Below are 17865 nucleotides of genomic sequence, written 5' to 3' on the forward strand. Positions count from 1 at the left end.
TTATCGATGGTTATATTAGAATTGTACCAAAACAATTATTCAAAGGATTTAGTCGTATTTGAGACAATAGAAGAAGGGAAAGAATTTGTAGCCAAAATACCTGGATATACTTTAGAAAAAGAAGATAGTTTTGAAGTGGAGTATTTTAATCCAAAAAATCTTCCGGATTATATGGAAATTGTCTTCAATGGAAATATTGTTCCTTTATCTAGATTTTCATTTAATCCTGAAGAAAATGTGGATATTATTTGGAAAGAGATTTCGAATCTATCTGTTAAAAACGATAAAGTAATCGAAGGCGCTACAAAAGTAGATGCCTATGTCGTTAACAACGGTGAAGTGAAAACCTATGTCGAAGCCAGAGAAGCGAAATTCCGTAAGGCAAAAGCATTCTTAGAAAGCAAAGGATATGAAGTCGATAGAACCTTTTTTGGAAGCGAAGACGGCGAAGCGATTGTCTACAGAAAAAAAGACGCCGAAGATTGGCACTTCTTATGTCACCTAGATCCTTCTTTTATAGAGATTAAAGATGTAGAGGGATATGTGAAAGAAGCAATGGAAGAGATGCAATAGTCAACCAAAGTCCGTTTTGAGTTGCTATCACGTCTTGTGTGAGCTGATTGACCATCAAATAGTAAACCTTTAACATTTCTAGTTTCTTAAGGAGAAATATCGATCATGAAAATGGAAATAGGGAAAACCTATCTTGTAAAAAAAGATATTTTTGGTTTAAAAAAAGATGAACTTTGGACCTTAGTTGACAAGGGTTATCAGGCTTATTTTGGTGAACATAATTTCGTATTTGTCAATGATGATAAAGTGAAGGTATTTGCAGTTTTACAAGATAGTTCAGAAGAAGATATACAAATTTACCATCATCTGGATGACTATCTTGAAGAAGTCGCTCATGAGAGTTTCTAGAGGATGTGAGTTGCAAATTGAAAATGCCTACTTTTAATTAAGCTTAGACCTAATTAATCAATTTAAGTTAAGAGTTTATATTTGAAATAGAGTCTTCATAGAGACTTTTTCGTTATAAAAAAACTAGACTGAAACCACGGTGAAAACCGTCTGGTTCAGTCTTTTTTTCTGTTAATGTAGTATAATAAAAGGTGTAAGAATTCTATTTTTTAATAGGATTTTTCCAAGAATGAAAATTCTTCTAGAAAGAGGAGAATCATGAAGCAATCACTTGAATTTTTAAGAGAAAGAATCACCGATAAGATGCCCTTAGAGGAAATGGTAGCAATCTTTGAAGACTTGTGTCGTGAGCCTATTGAGGATGAGATGATTTTATTTGAAACAGGGACATTTACAGCTATATCTGATAAGCCAATGTTTCAACTATCGTTGGTAAGGCAAGCTCCAAATGAAGATGAAGAGTTTTATCAAGTTCACCTCGATATTTTCTATGAAGCATGTCAAGAGAATAAAATATTTCATGAATCGATCTGGGATGAAGATTTAGAGGAAAATATCTTTGATTACATTAGAGCTTCAGAGGTGTTTGCCTATGCTAAAGAGCAAGAATACCAAGCAGTCAAAATTTATCTGGAAGAAACTTAAGAATAGGTAGTAATATGTTTAATTTTTTTAAGAAAACAACACACAAAAAACTTGAAATCAATCTCCACAACAATTCAATGATTATTAACGGAACCAGCTTATCTTTTCCTTTGTCCTTGCAAGATATTGAAGCTGTATTGGGAAAGCCTGACCAGGTTGTCAAAAGAGATAATAAGTTTATTAAATACATTTATGACAATATTGGTATTGTATTTGAACATTCTTTCACGATTAAAAATCATTTAAAAAAATCTAAAACATACATTGATGAGGAACATTTGATTTCTACTGTTTTCCTCTACTATGGCGATGTTGTAAAATCTATGACTGGAGAGAAAGAATTGCCAAAGCAACCATGTCAAGCTGTGGTATTAACAGATGGAAAATCGCCTTATTTCTTTTCTGATAGGCATAGAGTAGGGGATTTTAACCTTATTTTATGGACTCCTTATGGAACTAATTTTAAAGGAATTGCAGAGACAATCACAGACACACTTTCTATTTCCTTCTTTCCAGAGATAAAACGTGAACGGGAAAGCTACAAGTTAAAAGAAACTGACGAAGAAGTGCTTTCCTTTAAAAATATAAATTTTAAACTAGCCATTATCCAGGTTTTAATGTATGATTTAGAGGTTTTGAAACCTGTTTTTAATATTTTTGACTTTGCAGAGGAAGTCAGTGAGTTGAATATCGATACAGAAAGTATGGAGATTATTCAGCCAGCACTTGATTATATGAAAAACCTTCCTATACCTAAGAAATACGCTGAACAAGTTCAAGAAATCGATATGGATGGAGGTAACGAGATTTATATGAATCTGATACCTCAGTGGGACGGTGAAGATGATAGTTTCGATCTAAATGAAATTAGTCTTAAAGAACTGCAACAGTTTCCAAATCTGAAGAAAGCGACAATTATGACTAGTAATTTTAAACAAGTTGAGGATATTTTTAAGAGTCAAGGAATAAAAGTAGAACTGCTATAAACGTCCTTTTTAACTAGATTTAATAAATTCTCTCAAGAGGGAGTGCCAAGGATACTAGTAGCAAGCATTCTACTCTACATGATTTTTAACATTGAAAACTTAAGAATTTTAAGATTTAATATTAATGAATTATTAGGCGAGAGAACAATCTATTTAAATTCAGGACATCCAATTTTTAATTTTAAGAATTTAGTTATATAATGACATAGTATTAAAAAGCTATATTGAAACTTATTTTTTTATAGTTAGGTTGTAAGGAGAATAATAAATGAAAAAAATTATGGTAATCATCAATCCAACATCTGGAGGCGAAAAAGCCTTGGATTATAAGGTAAAACTGGAGAATAAAGCTAGAGATTTCTTTGAAGATGTGGAGATTAAAATTACGGAGAAAGCGCAAGATGCCACAAACTTTGCAGCAGAAGCTTCTCAGGAGCGATATGATGCTGTTCTTGTTTTTGGTGGAGATGGGACTGTCAATGAAGTAATCTCTGGTATCGCTGAAAAAGACTACATTCCTAAACTCGCGATTATTCCAGGAGGAACTGGAAATCTCATTACAAAACTATTAGAAATCAATCAAGATATTGATGGTGCTATTGACGAACTCGATTTTAATTCTACGAATAAGATTGATATCGGAAAATCAAATGGGCACTATTTCGGATACATTTTTAGTATTGGTTCACTGCCAGAAGCTATCCACAACGTTGGGATAGAGGATAAAACGAAGTTTGGTATGCTTGCCTATGCGATTAATACCATGAAGTCTGTTGTAACAGATCAAGCGTTTAATATTACTGTTGAGACAGAAAATGGAAATTATATTGGCCCGGCCAGCCATGTCTTGGTTCTCCTTACCAATTATTTCGCTGATAAAAAAATCTTTGATGAAGACAAGGATGGTTATGCCAATATTTTGATACTAAAAGATGCCTCAATCTTTACTAAATTGTCAGTTATCCCTGATTTATTAAAAGGGGATGTCGTCGTAAATGATAATATCGAGTATATGAAAGCTCGTCATATAAAAATTTCATCTGATTCTGAATTAGAAACGGATGTTGACGGTGACAAATCTGATGACCTACCAGTAGAAATCAAGGTATTAGGGCAGCATATCGAAGTATATTCTCAACCGAAAGAATAAGATTTTTAAACTTTGACAAGTCTTTTTAACGATATTTTTTAATAAAGGAAAGCCTATGAAAATTAAAAAATTAGCAACTGTTAGTCTTTGCTCAACACTTCTTTTGACCATAGTAGCTTGTAGTCAAACTCAAAAGACTTCTGATAGTACTGCTGAAACTTCAGTGACTCAATCACAGTCGAATCAGGTTTCCTGGAGAGCAACTTATAGCAATTTGAACAATCAACCGAGTGCAGAAGAAGTTCGGAAAGCCTTGGCTGCACATTTGGATAAAGATAGTGTCGATGCATTTTTAAACCTTGTCAATGATTACAACGCAACTGTCGGCTCAGTAGGCTTAACTGGGGATTTTTCTACATTTACCAAAACAGACTATGATGTTGAAAAGATAAGCAATCTTTGGACACCTAAAAAGGGTGATTTTGTCGGTACCAACTGTCGTATTAACAGTTATTGTTTATTGAAAAATTCTATTGAAATTCCTAAGTTAGAGAAAGATGATTCCCTTTTGTTTGTCGATAATGATGCCATTGATAAAGGAAAGGTCTTTGGTGCAGAAGACAAGGATGCTTTTGATATTTTATTCTCAAGAGTCAAGACCGAAGCAACGACAGATGTCAAAGTTCATGCTGCAAAGATGGAACAATTCCTTTCTCAATTCAAGTTTAACGAAAATGCTCGAATGCTCTCCGTAGTCGTTCATGATGACTTGGATGGTCAATCCCTCTTTATTGGGCATGTCGGTATTCTTGTACCAAGCGAGGGTGGCTATCTCTTTGTTGAAAAGTTAACCTTTGAAGAGCCTTATCAAGCCATCAAATTTGCGACCAAGGAAGATTGTTACAAATATCTAGATACAAAATACGAAAACTATACAGGAGAAGGTCTAGCTAAACCATTTATTATGGATAATGATAAGTGGGTTCAATTTTAAGGGAGTAGACATTATGGATGCATTGTTTGGACTGATAGTCTTATTCCTAATAGGGGTATGGGCTGTTTGGGTTATCAAAGGAAACCAGCAGAGACCAAGAAAAAATGATAGGTTTATTGGTTATATCAATCGATACGATGAAGATGGAGAACCCTACCAAGCTGAAGTTTGGGAAGTGACAGAAGATGAGGAGTAGACATATGGAATTACAAGATTTTACGAAACAAGAACAAGAAATGATTAAAAAGGGACTGACTTTTTCTAAGCTGAACGATAAGGAAACTGCTGACAAAATTATCGCGTTGATCCCTCAAGAATACATTAAGCGTATTCCGTTTTTTGTTAGAAAACATGCGATTACGCGTACGATTAAGAGAATTTCTCTTGAATATCCGGAATTGTATGCTGTAGCTGAACAAGAAGGCCAACTTCCAGAAAAAGAAGCTCAAGAATTACGACAAATTCTTACAGATATTTTCCAAGAAAAAATGAATAAGCATAAAATCAAGTAGGAGCGCGTAAACGCTCATCTATTTGATTATATGCTTACTAATGACTAAAGCTAACACTCCATCATTCCCACATGCTATGCTGGGCTCTGACTCCATAGCTATCAATCGAACCATCTGAATTGAACTTGGATTCAATCCGGTACCTTTTCCAGAGGTCGTAATCTGCTGTTTGAATGGTTAGGATAAAGTTGTTATCCTTATCAGAGACATTATAATCAGCAGGATTGACTTCAAAGATATCGATTAATTTTCGTGTTTGAAAGTCTTGGAGCTTGAGATTTGCTAGCTTGACATGATTGATGGAAATTTTTTCTAGTTGATTGTTATCCTTAGGTGTTCTGTAATAGATGATGACGCAGTTTTTGAGTTGATCAGTATCTCTACCCGTAGGAGTAAGGCTCATAAAGCCGTAGGACTGATTATCCCGCTTGACTTCGAGAAGCTGACCGTAGTAGAAGTGGTCGTTTTTGGGATTGGTGATGGAACTCTCTGGATTTTTATCTTCGAAGCTAAAGCCTTGTTCCAAAATCTCGGAAGCCTTGGTCTCACCGATAATGACAGTGGTATCTTGAATGGTTACTGAAACAGGTTGAGCTGGAAGTCCACTCATCATCATGCAAAACATAAAAACATAACTCGTTAAAAAAGCTGTCCCGATAAAAGCGTTGGTTGATGCATAGACATGACTGTTTTGAAAGTTTTTTCTTATAGCCAGTACAACAAATTTGCCAATACTTTTTAAAACTATACTAACAATTACGATAAAAAAATGTTTTTTCAAACATTCATAAATGGCTTGAGGAAAGCTATTACCACGATAGTAGAAGACAGCCAATACGAGTAGATTTACGATTAAATAGATTAGCAAGAACCAATGAATCTCTTTAAGGGCATTAGCATCAGTGATTTCTTCATAGTCAACGTGAATTCTTCCTTGAATAGCATGGCCAAGTTTATAAATCCATTTGGGAATGTCTTTGCCTTTTTTAACCGCAACTACAAGTCTAATATAGAGATAGATAGTAAAGCACAAGGATAGAAAGAAAAGAGTATAAAATCCTAAAACAATAGTGGTGAGCATGACTACTTCCCCCGTTTTTCAATTGCTAGAGAACATTTTTGTTAGCTCCATTATAGCACTTTCTAGGGAAATAGAGCTAGAAATATCAGCAGTTTCCTTAAAGATAAAAAGATGAGAATCATTGCCATTTAAGCTTTACCGATTGTACTGATAGAAGGCGGCCCCTTCTTCTTAATGGTTTTATTGATTGGGAATTGGACAATAAAGAAAAAGATAAGATTTGAGAGAGAACATAAAGGAGTAGAGAGCCATGGGTAGAACGGTGATTATAGGTACTTTAATAGTTTTTGCAATCTTTAATCTGCTACTCGGTCTGGGCTTTTATCTCTTTCTAAAACAGAGGAAAGAGAATGGACAGTCATTGTACGAAACTCCTGTAAATCAACAAACTCGAACAGAAAAACTGGGTCTAGGAGAGATATTGGTCTACCTGTCTCTGATTGCAATTGCAGGGCTCTTTGCTTTTCAGACCTTAAATAGAGGTGGTGTGGGGAATTCTATTTTAGCAAAAATGATCCTCCTCCCAGCTATAATGGCTCTTTTCAATGCAAGAAAAAGGACTGGAAAGTCTTTGCTTGCCCTCCTTATAACCTTGATGGTCTTTCTAGTTGGAGTCATGTTTAATCTCACGATTGGTTTGCCACCTCAAGCACCAATTTTGCAAATAAATGAAAGTAAAATCACGTTAGCAGAAACCAAAGCAAGAGATCTGATGGAAGCTGGATTTGATATCTATGTAAGACAAGGTGATGGTGCTAGCGACTATGAAGACCTCCTGACAGATGGCAATTTCCAAAAGTATTCAGGAGATAAATCAGTCACTATCGAAAAAGGCTTCAGACTTGATAGCAATGCTGTTCCCTACGCTCCTTATCTAATAGCAAAAAATGGTATAGTGCTGGGCAGTATTACTTTTTACGGTGCTGAGGACCAGAATGTGGCTTTAGAAGATTCTAAGATTATTCAGGTTCGATTTAACAAGGACAGTATTGAAGCAGCTAAGAAACATTCTATTACTTTGAAATTGGATGAACTCGACTTGACTAGTCGACTGGATATCCCCCTTGTTCAAGAAACTTTTAAAAAGCATCTATGGTCAATCCCCCCATCAAATACAAGTGATGTCACTCAATTGTGGTATGGATTACAGTGGTCAAGTAACAGTGACTCTCTATTTTGGAATGAGTATTATAGTCTTATCCGTCTAGATGAAAATTATTTGATGACTGATTTTGAACTAGCTGCCAAAGTAGCGCGTGATGAGTAATACGATTTTGAATAGTTGATTTGCTTATGCCTATCTAAAGGAATTAATTTATTTAGTTCCTTTTTTGTTTTTTGATTTAAATGTAAAACGATTTCTATTTATTGGTTGAATAAATTACACGAACTAAACACTAAATTATTTAAAAAAAGTTCTAAAAATACTTTACAAGATTGTGAAATCATGGTATAGTAATGAAGCTTAGAAAATGAGATGATGTTTTCTAGCAAATATAAACCCGAGTAAAAAATGCCTACGGACAGGCAGGGTTGAATGCCGAAGCGTGGTTGAAAAGCCACATTATTGATAGGGTTAAAAGCCTACTTTTATAAGTTGATGTTAGGACACTTGTCCTAATTCGTATAGATTTGTTAGTGTGGTGAAAGCACACGTCATCTTGTGAAACGATCAATAAAGTACGTAATATTTGCTACTAGAGAGTTAGGAAACATCAGGAACAGACATACTCAAAAGAAACAAACATAAACACGTCAGTAGATTGTAGAGCAGGTGCCAACCTGCTCTTTTTTCATAAGTATCCTTTAGAGCCTTATACAAGGTGAAAAAAACTATGATAAAGGAGTATGTCTCTATAATGTTAAATCAAAACCAAGCTCCTATTTATGAGGGACTGGTCAAGTTACGAAAAAAAAGAATTGTACCGTTTGATGTACCTGGTCATAAGCGTGGCCGTGGGAATCCAGAGTTGGTTGAACTTCTGGGTGAGAAATGCGTTGGGATTGATGTCAATTCTATGAAGCCCTTGGACAATCTAGGGCATCCTATTTCGATTATCAGAGAAGCGGAAGAACTAGCGGCAGAAGCATTTGGTGCTGCTCATGCCTTTTTGATGATTGGTGGGACAACTTCATCCGTGCAGACCATGATTCTTTCTACCTGTAAATCAGGTGATAAAATCATACTTCCACGAAATGTCCACAAATCAGCTATTAATGCTCTCGTTTTATGCGGGGCTATTCCCATCTATATCGAGATGAGTGTGGATCCAAAAATCGGTATTGCTTTGGGGCTTGAAAATGAGCGTGTAGCGCAAGCTATTAAGGACCATCCGGATGCCAAGGCTATCCTAATAAACAATCCAACCTATTATGGGATTTGTTCAGATCTTAAGGGTTTAACAGAGATGGCACACGCCGCAGGAATGAAAGTCTTAGTAGACGAGGCACACGGTGCTCATCTGCACTTTACAGATAAACTTCCTCTGTCTGCTATGGACGCAGGAGCGGATATGTCAGCTGTATCCATGCATAAGTCCGGTGGCAGCTTGACTCAAAGTTCCCTTCTTTTAGTTGGCAATCAGATGAATCCTGAGTACGTACGTCAGATTATTAACCTGACACAGTCAACATCAGCATCCTACTTGCTAATGGCTAGTTTAGATGTTTCTCGTAGAAACCTAGCCCTTCGTGGCAAAGATTCCTTTGAGAAAGTTATTGAGTTATCTGAGTACGCACGTCGTGAAATCAATGCCATCGGTGGCTACTATGCCTACTCAAAAGAGCTAGTAGAGGGTGTCTCAGTTTGTGATTTTGACGTGACTAAGTTGTCAGTCTACACTCAGGGGATTGGTCTAACAGGGATTGAGGTTTATGACCTCTTACGGGATGAATATGACATTCAGATCGAGTTTGGTGATATCGGCAATATCTTAGCTTATATTTCGATTGGTGACCGTATCCAAGACATTGAACGCTTGGTAGGTGCTTTGGCTGATATCAAGAGACTCTACTCGCGAGATGGGAAGGACTTGATTGCTGGAGAATATATCCAGCCTGAGTTGGTGCTATCTCCTCAGGAAGCCTTCTATGCAGATAGAAGAAGCTTAACATTAGGCGAGTCCATTGGCCAGGTCTGTGGGGAATTTGTCATGTGTTATCCTCCAGGAATTCCAATCCTAGCGCCAGGTGAACGGATTACACGAGAAATTGTCGATTATATACAATTCGCTAAAGAACGTGGTTGTTCCCTCCAAGGTACTGAAGATCCAGAGGTCAATCACATCAATGTTATTGAGAGATAGGAGAACTAGATGGATTTATGGTTTTCTGAAGTTCATACTCCAGACGTGAAACTATCCCTGAGAACTGCCAAGCAACTCTACGCTGGAAAAAGCGAATGGCAGGATATTGAAGTATTAGATACACCAGCTTTTGGGAAGATATTGATTTTAAATGGGCATGTCTTATTCTCAGATGCGGATGATTTCGTCTACAACGAAATGACCGTCCACGTTCCCATGGCTGTCCATCCTAATCCAAAGAAAGTCTTGGTTATTGGGGGTGGTGACGGTGGTGTTGCCCAAGTATTAACTCTCTATCCAGAATTGGAACAAATCGATATTGTAGAACCAGATGAGATGCTGGTTGAGGTTTGTCGAGAATATTTCCCAGATTTTGCTGCAGGACTTGATGACCCTCGCGTCACCATTTACTACCAAAATGGACTGAGATTTTTGAGAAACTGTGAAGATGATTACGACATCATCATCAACGATGCGACAGATCCATTTGGCCATACAGAAGGGCTCTTTACCAAGGAATTTTACGGCAATAGCTATAGAGCCTTGAAAGAAGACGGAATCATGATTTATCAGCATGGTAGTCCCTTCTTTGACGAAGATGAGTCAGCATGCCGAAGCATGCACCGCAAGGTCAATCAAGCCTTTCCAATTAGCCGGGTTTACCAAGCACATATCCCAACTAGTCCTGCTGGCTATTGGTTGTTTGGATTTGCATCGAAAAAATATCACCCTGTCAAAGATTTTGACAAGGAAGGCTGGAAAAAACGCCAGTTATTTACGGAATATTACACTGCAAACTTACATGTGGGAGCCTTTATGTTGCCTAAGTATGTAGAAGACATTTTAGAAGAAGAGGAAGGAAAAAAATGAGTCGTTTACTAGTTATTGGATGTGGGGGAGTTGCCCAAGTTGCTATTTCAAAGATTTGCCAAGATAGCGAAACGTTTAAAGAAATTATGATTGCTAGCCGTACAAAGTCAAAATGTGATGACTTGAAGGCTAAATTAGAAGGCAAAACAAATACTAAGATTGAGACAGCTGCTCTTGATGCTGACAAGGTAGAAGAAGTGATTGCCTTGATTGAAAGCTACAAACCAGAAGCTGTTTTGAACGTAGCTTTGCCTTATCAAGACTTGACCATCATGGATGCTTGTTTGGCAACAGGTGTGCACTATATCGATACTGCCAACTATGAGGCTGAGGACACAGAAGACCCTGAATGGCGTGCTATTTATGAGAAACGTTGTAAGGAACTTGGATTTACTGCCTACTTCGACTACTCATGGCAATGGGCTTATCAAGAAAAATTCAAGGAAGCAGGCTTGACTGCTCTACTTGGATCTGGTTTTGACCCAGGTGTAACCAGCGTCTTTTCAGCTTATGCACTCAAACATTACTTTGATGAAATCCACTATATCGATATTTTAGACTGTAATGGTGGAGACCATGGTTATCCATTTGCAACAAACTTTAACCCAGAAATCAATCTACGTGAGGTCTCTGCACCAGGTTCTTACTGGGAAGATGGAAAATGGGTAGAAGTCGAAGCTATGTCTATCAAACGTGAGTATGATTTCCCTCAAGTTGGGCAAAAAGACATGTATCTCCTTCACCATGAAGAAATCGAATCATTAGCAAAGAACATTCAAGGTGTCAAACGTATTCGTTTCTTTATGACTTTTGGCCAATCTTATCTGACGCATATGAAATGCTTGGAAAACGTTGGGCTTCTTCGTACAGATGCTATTAATTTTAACGGACAAGAAATCGTACCAATCCAATTCTTGAAAGCCTTGCTTCCAGATCCTGCCAGCCTTGGCCCACGTACTGTTGGAAAGACAAATATCGGTTGTATCTTTACTGGTGTTAAAGATGGCGTTGAAAAGACAATCTACATTTACAATGTTTGCGACCATCAGGAGTGCTATGCAGAGGTTGGTTCACAAGCCATTTCTTACACAACAGGTGTTCCTGCCATGATTGGGACAAAATTAGTGATGGATGGTACATGGAAACAACCAGGAGTTTATAACCTTGAAGAGTTGGATCCAGACCCATTCATGGAAGCTTTAAATAAATACGGTTTGCCATGGGTTGTGGTTGAAAATCCACAAATGGTGGACTAATGAAGTTAGAACAAGTACCACCGCCAGCCTATGTCATTGACTTGGCAAAGCTAGAAGAAAATTGTAGCATTCTGCAACAGGTTCAGGAAAAGGCAGGTTGTAAGGTTTTGCTAGCTCAAAAGGCTTATTCTCTCTATAAAACCTATCCCCTAATTAGCCAGTATCTATCTGGTACAACGGCTAGTGGACTCTATGAAGCGAAGTTAGCTAGAGAAGAATTCCCAGGGGAAGTCCATGTATTTGCACCTGCTTTCAAGGAATCAGATATGGAAGAGCTACTACAAATATCGGATCATATTGTTTTTAACTCAGAGAGACAACTACGAAAATATGGTCAACGTTGTCGTGAAGTTGGTATCAGTGTCGGTCTTCGCATCAATCCTCAATGTTCAACGCAGGGTGACCACGCGCTTTATGACCCTTGTGCTCCTGGCTCTCGTTTTGGAGTAACTTTGGACAAGATACCAAGTGATTTATTGGAATTGGTTGACGGACTTCATTTTCATACTCTCTGTGAGCAAGGGGCAGATGATTTAGAGACAACCTTGAAAGCAGTAGAAGACCAGTTTGGAACCTATTTGCATCACGTTAAATGGCTCAATATGGGGGGTGGTCATCATATTACGAGAGATGACTATGATGTGGACTTACTGATTTCTGAGATTAAACGCATTCGAGAAACCTATAACCTTGATGTCTATGTCGAACCAGGTGAAGCTATTGCCCTTAATGCGGGTTATCTAGCAACAGAAGTCTTGGATCTTGTTGAAAATGGAATTGAGACCTTGGTGTTAGATGCTTCAGCAAGTTGTCATATGCCAGATGTCCTTGAGATGCCTTATCGCCCCCCATTGAGAGATGGATTTGAAGCCCAAGAAAAACCTTATACTTATAGACTCTCTTCCAATACCTGCCTAACAGGTGATATCATTGGGGATTACAGCTTTGAAAAACCGATTGAAATCGGCGATCGACTCTATTTTGAAGACATGGCTATCTACTCCTTTGTCAAAAATAATACCTTTAACGGTATTGGACTTCCAAGTTTGTATCTCATGGATAAAGAGGGTGAGTGCAGTCTAGTCAAAGCATTTGGATACCAAGACTTTAAGGAGAGATTATCATGATGGACAGTCCAAAGAAATTAGGCTATCGTATGCCTGCAGAGTATGAACCCCATCATGGGACTCTCATGATATGGCCTACTCGACCAGGGTCTTGGCCATTTGAAGGCAAGGCCGCTAAAGCTGCTTTTAGCCGGATTATCAAAACGATTGCTCAGGGGGAAACAGTTTACCTTTTGGTGGAGCAAGACTATCTATCTGAAGCACAATCTTATCTTGGAGACAATGTTGTTTATCTAGATATTCAGACAAATGATGCCTGGGCTCGTGATACAGGTCCGACCATTCTTCTTAATGATAAAAAGGAAAAGTTGGCGGTAGATTGGTCTTTCAATGCCTGGGGTGGTGCTGTTGACGGTCTTTACCAAGACTATGAAGCAGATGACCAAGTAGCTAGTCGTTTTGCTGAGGCGTTGGAAATGCCTGTTTATGATGCCAAACCTTTTGTACTGGAAGGTGGAGCTATTCACAGTGACGGTCAAGGAACCATTCTTGTCACAGAAAGCTGTTTGCTCAGTCCGGGTCGTAATCCTCACCTGACTAAAGAGGAGATTGAAGAGACCTTACTAGAGAGTCTTGGTGCTGAAAAAGTTATCTGGTTGCCTTATGGTATTTATCAAGACGAGACAAATGAACACGTCGACAATGTTGCAGCCTTTGTTGGTCCTGCAGAGGTTGTTTTAGCTTGGACGGACGACCAAGATGATCCCCAGTATGCTATGTCTGCAGCTGATTTAGCTCTTTTAGAGAAGGAAACTGATGCAAAAGGCCGGAGTTTCACTATTCATAAACTTCCAATCCCAGCTATTCATCAAGTAGTTACAGAGGAGGATTTGCCGGGCTATACTTATGAAGAAGGCGAAGAGGAGCGTTATGCAGGTGAAAGACTAGCAGCTTCCTATGTGAATTTTTACATTGCTAATAAGTCTGTATTAGTGCCGCAATTTCAGGACTCTAACGACCAAGTGGCCTTGAATATTCTAAGCCAGTGTTTCCCAGACCGTGATGTTGTCGGAATTCCTGCAAGAGATATTCTTTTAGGTGGTGGAAATATCCACTGTATTACCCAACAAATTCCAGAATAGGAGAAAAAAATGAGAAATGTAACGGTTGCAGCCATTCAGTTGCAATGCGCTAAGGATGTGGATACAAATATCAAAACAGCTGAGCGTTTAGTTCGACAAGCTGCTGAGCAAGGAGCCCAAATTATTCTCTTGCCTGAATTATTTGAACGTCCCTATTTCTGTCAGGAGCGTCAGTATGACTACTATCAGTATGCCCAGTCAGTATCAGAAAATACGGCTATTCAGCATTTTAAAGTGATTGCCAAGGAACTAAAGGTCGTTTTACCAATCAGTTTTTATGAAAAAGATGGTAATGTCTTATACAATTCTATTGCTGTCATTGATGCTGATGGAGAAGTGCTTGGCGTTTATCGGAAGACTCATATCCCAGATGACCATTATTATCAGGAGAAATTCTTCTTTACTCCTGGAAATACTGGTTTCAAGGTCTGGGATACTCGCTATGCCAAGATTGGTATCGGGATCTGTTGGGATCAATGGTTTCCTGAAACTGCCCGTTGCCTTGCTTTAAATGGTGCAGAATTACTCTTTTATCCAACAGCTATTGGTTCAGAGCCAATTTTGGATACAGATAGTTGTGGTCATTGGCAACGTACCATGCAAGGACATGCAGCGGCAAATATTGTGCCAGTTATTGCTGCTAATCGTTATGGTTTGGAAGAAGTCACTCCTTGTGAAGAAAATGGGGGACAAAGTTCCAGTCTAAACTTCTACGGTTCATCCTTCATGACCGACGAAACAGGAGCTATTTTAAGTCAAGCCGAACGACAAGATGAAGCAATCCTCTTAACCACTTATGACCTTGACAAGGGAGCGAATGAGCGCCTGAATTGGGGTATCTTTAGAGATAGAAGACCAGATATGTATAAAGATATCGTGAAATGACAAAAAGCCTCTTGGAGGCTTTTTGTTTATATACTATATTAATTTTTGATAAAGTATTAGAAATCTGATAAAATGAACATAGTGGAAAAAGGATAAAAGAGATTGGGGTACTCTCAATCAATTTTTCATCGAAGAATTAAGTAGTGACTGAAGTTAATTATGGGAAAATGGACTTGTAGATGTGGGCAAGCAATGAACGACCACCAAGCGCCTGATCCAAATGCTTATTCGGTCTACTCGGATGAGTTCTTAGCAAAAATTTCTCAAGCTGAATTATTTTAACTGATATTCTGTCATTGTAATTACGGTAATTATTTGTTATAATACTTCAAAGGAGGAAATCAGATGGTAGTAAAAACAAGAAAACAAGGAAATTCAATCACCATTACCATTCCAAGTGAATTCAATATTCCAAGTGGTGTTAAATACGAAGCAAAATTGTTACCAAGTGGTGAAATTATCTTTACTCCCGAAGAGTCTGGACATCAGATTTCTTATGTATCTGATGATGCCTTTGACTTAAATTTGGACAAAATTTTTGACGAATACGATGATGTTTTCAAAGCTTTGGTGGAAAAATGACAGTCTATCTGACAGAAAAGCAAATTGAAAAAATCAATGCTTTAGCAATTCAACGGTATTCACCTAATGAAAAAATTCAAACAGTTAGTCCTTCTGCCTTAAATATGATTGTCAATTTACCAGAACAATTTGTCTTCGGTAAACCTCTTTATACAACAATTTTTGATAAGGCAACGATACTATTTGTCCAATTGATCAAGAAGCATGTTTTTGCCAATGCTAATAAACGAACTGCTTTCTTTGTTTTGGTGAAATTTCTACAGTTAAATGGTTATCGTTTTTTTGTAACAGTTGAAGAAGCGGTAGATATGTGTGTAACTATCGCAGTAGAATCCTTAACAGATGAAAGGTTAGCTAGCTACACCAAATGGATCTCTGAACATTCATTTAGAGTTAATGGCAACAATTAAGCTTGGATGTTTAAATCCTATAAGAAAAAAATAGATAAACAGACAGTATTAGAATTCTGAAATACAGAAATCTAATATTTTGAATATGTCAATCATTCAACCTTATTAAACAAAAAAAGTAGCCCCCTCAGGCTACTTTTTTAAAACTCTTTATAAACATAAGTATTTTCGGGTTTGTCTACTTTTATGAAGGACTGGACTTCAAGGGTTGGGAGGACTTGGTTGAGTTCCTTGTGATAGTGATTGCTAATCTTACCTTTAACTTTCACCCAGGTGTTATTTTCGTACTGATTGGTGTTTCCAGTAGTCAAAAGTCCAAAGACTCCTGAATCAGCGATACAGTGCATAATACCAAAGCGAAAAACAAATTGACTATTGGTATGATTTGGATCGTTGTAGACAAATCCAATAAATTCGATTTCCTTGCCTTCAAATTCATTTGGATAATCATAGATAGCTTCCATGACCTCCAAGTAATTTGCATCATTGATAACTATACTAGATTGAGCTAAGTATTTATCAGCACTCTTCCGAATAATATTTTCATGAGCTGTTTGTGAATAAAAGCGACTGGTATCCGGCTTCAGATACTGACTGCTCGTTCCTTCACTTGCTTGGATTGCCTTGTCAGTTCCTTCTGATAAAGGGAAATAATATCCTTTTGCCGATACTGTTTGTGAATCCAGAGTGACAGTTGGAAAGGTAAATCCAACTAACAAGGGTAAACTTAAGAGGACAAAACTAGCAAGCTTGGCTGAAAAACTATGTAAGTGACTATGTTCTTTCAAACGCTTGAAGCAAATATAGGCTTGAACAATGGCTAGTAGCAAAGATAAAAACATAGTGATATAAGCCAGATATGAGTAGTGGAGGTTTATATACTGATTGAGCTTACCTGATAGGTGCAGATAAAGGGTTAAGATAAAATAGCCAAATAAGATAAAAAATCGAATCATAGCATCACCCCGACTAGATAAGAATAGACAAGAACAATAAGAGTTACAATTGTCATGAATTGCAAAATAAAGCGAGTTTTGAGATAATTCTTCATCATGAGGAGATTCTTGACATCAAGCATGGGACCTATAACCAAAAAGGCAAGCACTGGAGCAAAACCAAAACTAGAAAGAAGTGAAGATCCAATAAAGGCATCAGCTTCACTACAGAGGGATAGTAGGAAGGATAAGACCATCAGAAGAACAATCGCAAGTAGTGGTGTTGCGCTGATAGATGTCAGTATACGAGTTGGAACATAGACTTGGACTATGCTGGCAAAAAAACAGCCAAAGACCAAGTAACGCCCCATATCAAAGAATTCATCAATAGCTTGGATAAAGACCTGAAGGATTTTTTGACTTTTACTCAAGTGAGAAAAATCATGCTCATGACAAGCCAATCTATTTTCTTTTTGGATAGGTCCCTCCCAGACAAAACCAAAAAAGATACCCAATATAGTAGCAACTAGAATCGCTCCCAAAGCTCTTAGGAGAACCATTTGAATTGAATGACCAAAGGCTGAATAAGTCGCAAAAAGTACGATAGGATTGATGATAGGAGCCGTTACTAGAAAAGGTACTGCTGTATAGCTAGGAACCTTCTTTTCTAAAAAGCGATTGATAATAGGAACGATTCCACACTCACAAGAGGGAAAGAGAAAACCGATGAAGCTACCAAAAAAGATTCTCCCCAGGCGATTTTTAGGGAGAAATTTATAAACCTTCTCAGGAGTCACATAGACTTCAATGGCACCAGAGATGATGCTACCAATTAAGACAAAGGGTAAAGCTTCAATGATAATTGAAAGAAAAATGGCTCCAGCTTGTAGCACACTAAAAGGTAAACTTTGAAAGAGTGTCATCTATTTTTTCTTTTCTGCCTTATCTTTCTTTTCTTTGTCGTCTGGAAATGTTACTTGCTTTAAATCAGGTAGTTTAGCGAATTCTTCGAACATCTTATCTAAGTCATCAGTTTTTGTAAATTTAACAGCCATAAGGCATACCTCGATTCTTTTAGTTAACACTATTATACTATTATTTCTGAGAAATGTTTGGATTTTAAAATAAACATGGCTTTTATCTTTATAAAGTTGAATGAAAGCAACAAATTAATGAAAACAAGC

The 17865-nt window shown here is 37.6% G+C and carries 21 protein-coding genes and 1 pseudogene; 18 read left to right on the forward strand and 4 right to left on the reverse strand.

Going from position 1 to position 17865, the window contains the following annotated elements; translation table 11 throughout:
* Positions 1 to 6 precede the first annotated feature (6 nt).
* From ACESNQ_RS01070 to ACESNQ_RS01105, 8 genes are all read left to right on the forward strand, one after another.
* Positions 7 to 573, forward strand: a complete 567-nt coding sequence (locus ACESNQ_RS01070; protein WP_247912300.1) for a hypothetical protein — start codon at positions 7 to 9, stop codon at positions 571 to 573.
* 105 nt (positions 574 to 678) lie between these two features.
* Positions 679 to 921: a phosphohydrolase gene (locus tag ACESNQ_RS01075; protein ID WP_373074341.1), complete on the forward strand. Its 243-nt coding sequence runs from the start codon at positions 679 to 681 to the stop codon at positions 919 to 921.
* Between the two features lie 258 nt (positions 922 to 1179).
* Positions 1180 to 1566 (forward strand): hypothetical protein, encoded by a 387-nt coding sequence (locus tag ACESNQ_RS01080; protein WP_247912302.1) that lies wholly within the window; start codon positions 1180 to 1182, stop codon positions 1564 to 1566.
* A 77-nt stretch (positions 1567 to 1643) separates the two neighbouring features.
* Positions 1644 to 2552: a DUF6892 domain-containing protein gene (locus ACESNQ_RS01085; RefSeq protein ID WP_373074343.1), complete on the forward strand. Its 909-nt coding sequence runs from the start codon at positions 1644 to 1646 to the stop codon at positions 2550 to 2552.
* A 268-nt stretch (positions 2553 to 2820) separates the two neighbouring features.
* Positions 2821 to 3702, forward strand: a complete 882-nt coding sequence (locus ACESNQ_RS01090) for a diacylglycerol/lipid kinase family protein (RefSeq protein ID WP_373074345.1) — start codon at positions 2821 to 2823, stop codon at positions 3700 to 3702.
* A gap of 55 nt (positions 3703 to 3757) precedes the next feature.
* Positions 3758 to 4636, forward strand: coding sequence for a DUF4300 family protein (locus ACESNQ_RS01095; protein ID WP_247912305.1), 879 nt, complete (start codon positions 3758 to 3760; stop codon positions 4634 to 4636).
* A gap of 13 nt (positions 4637 to 4649) precedes the next feature.
* Positions 4650 to 4832 carry a hypothetical protein gene (locus tag ACESNQ_RS01100; protein ID WP_314944086.1) on the forward strand — a complete coding sequence of 61 codons (183 nt, stop codon included), beginning with the start codon at positions 4650 to 4652 and terminating at the stop codon, positions 4830 to 4832.
* Positions 4833 to 4836: 4 nt separating this feature from the next.
* Positions 4837 to 5148, forward strand: a complete 312-nt coding sequence (locus ACESNQ_RS01105; protein ID WP_061455491.1) for a hypothetical protein — start codon at positions 4837 to 4839, stop codon at positions 5146 to 5148.
* Positions 5149 to 5209: 61 nt separating this feature from the next.
* Here the strand turns inward: ACESNQ_RS01105 and ACESNQ_RS01110 are convergent, their stop codons facing one another.
* Entirely contained in the window at positions 5210 to 6229 is a 1020-nt protein-coding gene (locus tag ACESNQ_RS01110; RefSeq protein ID WP_373074348.1) for a hypothetical protein, read from the reverse strand.
* A 250-nt stretch (positions 6230 to 6479) separates the two neighbouring features.
* Here ACESNQ_RS01110 and ACESNQ_RS01115 point away from each other — a divergent pair, with 250 nt between their 5' ends.
* The 10 genes and pseudogenes from ACESNQ_RS01115 (at position 6480) to ACESNQ_RS01155 (ending at position 15746) form a co-directional block, all read left to right on the forward strand.
* Entirely contained in the window at positions 6480 to 7496 is a 1017-nt protein-coding gene (locus ACESNQ_RS01115) for a hypothetical protein (RefSeq protein WP_373074350.1), read from the forward strand.
* Between the two features lie 592 nt (positions 7497 to 8088).
* Positions 8089 to 9534, forward strand: a complete 1446-nt coding sequence (locus ACESNQ_RS01120) for an aminotransferase class I/II-fold pyridoxal phosphate-dependent enzyme (protein ID WP_373074352.1) — start codon at positions 8089 to 8091, stop codon at positions 9532 to 9534.
* A gap of 9 nt (positions 9535 to 9543) precedes the next feature.
* Positions 9544 to 10404 (forward strand): polyamine aminopropyltransferase, encoded by an 861-nt coding sequence (gene speE / locus ACESNQ_RS01125; protein ID WP_000366713.1) that lies wholly within the window; start codon positions 9544 to 9546, stop codon positions 10402 to 10404.
* Positions 10401 to 11660, forward strand: a complete 1260-nt coding sequence (locus tag ACESNQ_RS01130) for a saccharopine dehydrogenase family protein (RefSeq protein WP_373074358.1) — start codon at positions 10401 to 10403, stop codon at positions 11658 to 11660. Before speE ends, ACESNQ_RS01130 begins: the two co-directional genes overlap by 4 nt.
* The gene (gene nspC, locus ACESNQ_RS01135; RefSeq protein ID WP_373074360.1) at positions 11660 to 12787 is read left to right on the forward strand and encodes a carboxynorspermidine decarboxylase; all 1128 of its coding nucleotides are present in this window, start codon (positions 11660 to 11662) and stop codon (positions 12785 to 12787) included. The genes ACESNQ_RS01130 and nspC overlap by 1 nt, the downstream gene beginning before the upstream one ends.
* Positions 12784 to 13869, forward strand: coding sequence for an agmatine deiminase (gene aguA / locus ACESNQ_RS01140; protein WP_373074362.1), 1086 nt, complete (start codon positions 12784 to 12786; stop codon positions 13867 to 13869). The genes nspC and aguA overlap by 4 nt, the downstream gene beginning before the upstream one ends.
* Before the next feature lie 9 nt (positions 13870 to 13878).
* Positions 13879 to 14754, forward strand: coding sequence for an N-carbamoylputrescine amidase (gene aguB / locus ACESNQ_RS01145; RefSeq protein WP_373074364.1), 876 nt, complete (start codon positions 13879 to 13881; stop codon positions 14752 to 14754).
* 159 nt (positions 14755 to 14913) lie between these two features.
* Positions 14914 to 15015, forward strand: a pseudogene (locus ACESNQ_RS08675) (DUF8617 domain-containing protein); the annotation flags it as partial.
* 84 nt (positions 15016 to 15099) lie between these two features.
* On the forward strand, positions 15100 to 15336 hold the full coding sequence (locus ACESNQ_RS01150) for an AbrB/MazE/SpoVT family DNA-binding domain-containing protein (protein WP_000260607.1): 237 nt from the start codon (positions 15100 to 15102) through the stop codon (positions 15334 to 15336).
* On the forward strand, positions 15333 to 15746 hold the full coding sequence (locus ACESNQ_RS01155) for a type II toxin-antitoxin system death-on-curing family toxin (protein WP_373074366.1): 414 nt from the start codon (positions 15333 to 15335) through the stop codon (positions 15744 to 15746). The genes ACESNQ_RS01150 and ACESNQ_RS01155 overlap by 4 nt, the downstream gene beginning before the upstream one ends.
* Before the next feature lie 140 nt (positions 15747 to 15886).
* Here the strand turns inward: ACESNQ_RS01155 and ACESNQ_RS01160 are convergent, their stop codons facing one another.
* Genes ACESNQ_RS01160 through ACESNQ_RS01170 form a run of 3 tightly spaced genes read right to left on the reverse strand, consistent with a single transcriptional unit; the run spans position 15887 to position 17736 of the window.
* Positions 15887 to 16702 carry a TIGR03943 family putative permease subunit gene (locus tag ACESNQ_RS01160; protein ID WP_373074368.1) on the reverse strand — a complete coding sequence of 272 codons (816 nt, stop codon included), beginning with the start codon at positions 16700 to 16702 and terminating at the stop codon, positions 15887 to 15889.
* Positions 16699 to 17604 (reverse strand): permease, encoded by a 906-nt coding sequence (locus ACESNQ_RS01165; RefSeq protein WP_373074370.1) that lies wholly within the window; start codon positions 17602 to 17604, stop codon positions 16699 to 16701. The genes ACESNQ_RS01160 and ACESNQ_RS01165 overlap by 4 nt, the downstream gene beginning before the upstream one ends.
* Positions 17605 to 17736 (reverse strand): SPJ_0845 family protein, encoded by a 132-nt coding sequence (locus ACESNQ_RS01170; protein WP_000268695.1) that lies wholly within the window; start codon positions 17734 to 17736, stop codon positions 17605 to 17607. It lies immediately after the preceding gene.
* Positions 17737 to 17865 lie beyond the last annotated feature (129 nt).

The sequence above is a fragment of the Streptococcus infantis genome, assembly GCF_964243025.1.
Classification (GTDB): domain Bacteria; phylum Bacillota; class Bacilli; order Lactobacillales; family Streptococcaceae; genus Streptococcus; species Streptococcus infantis_N.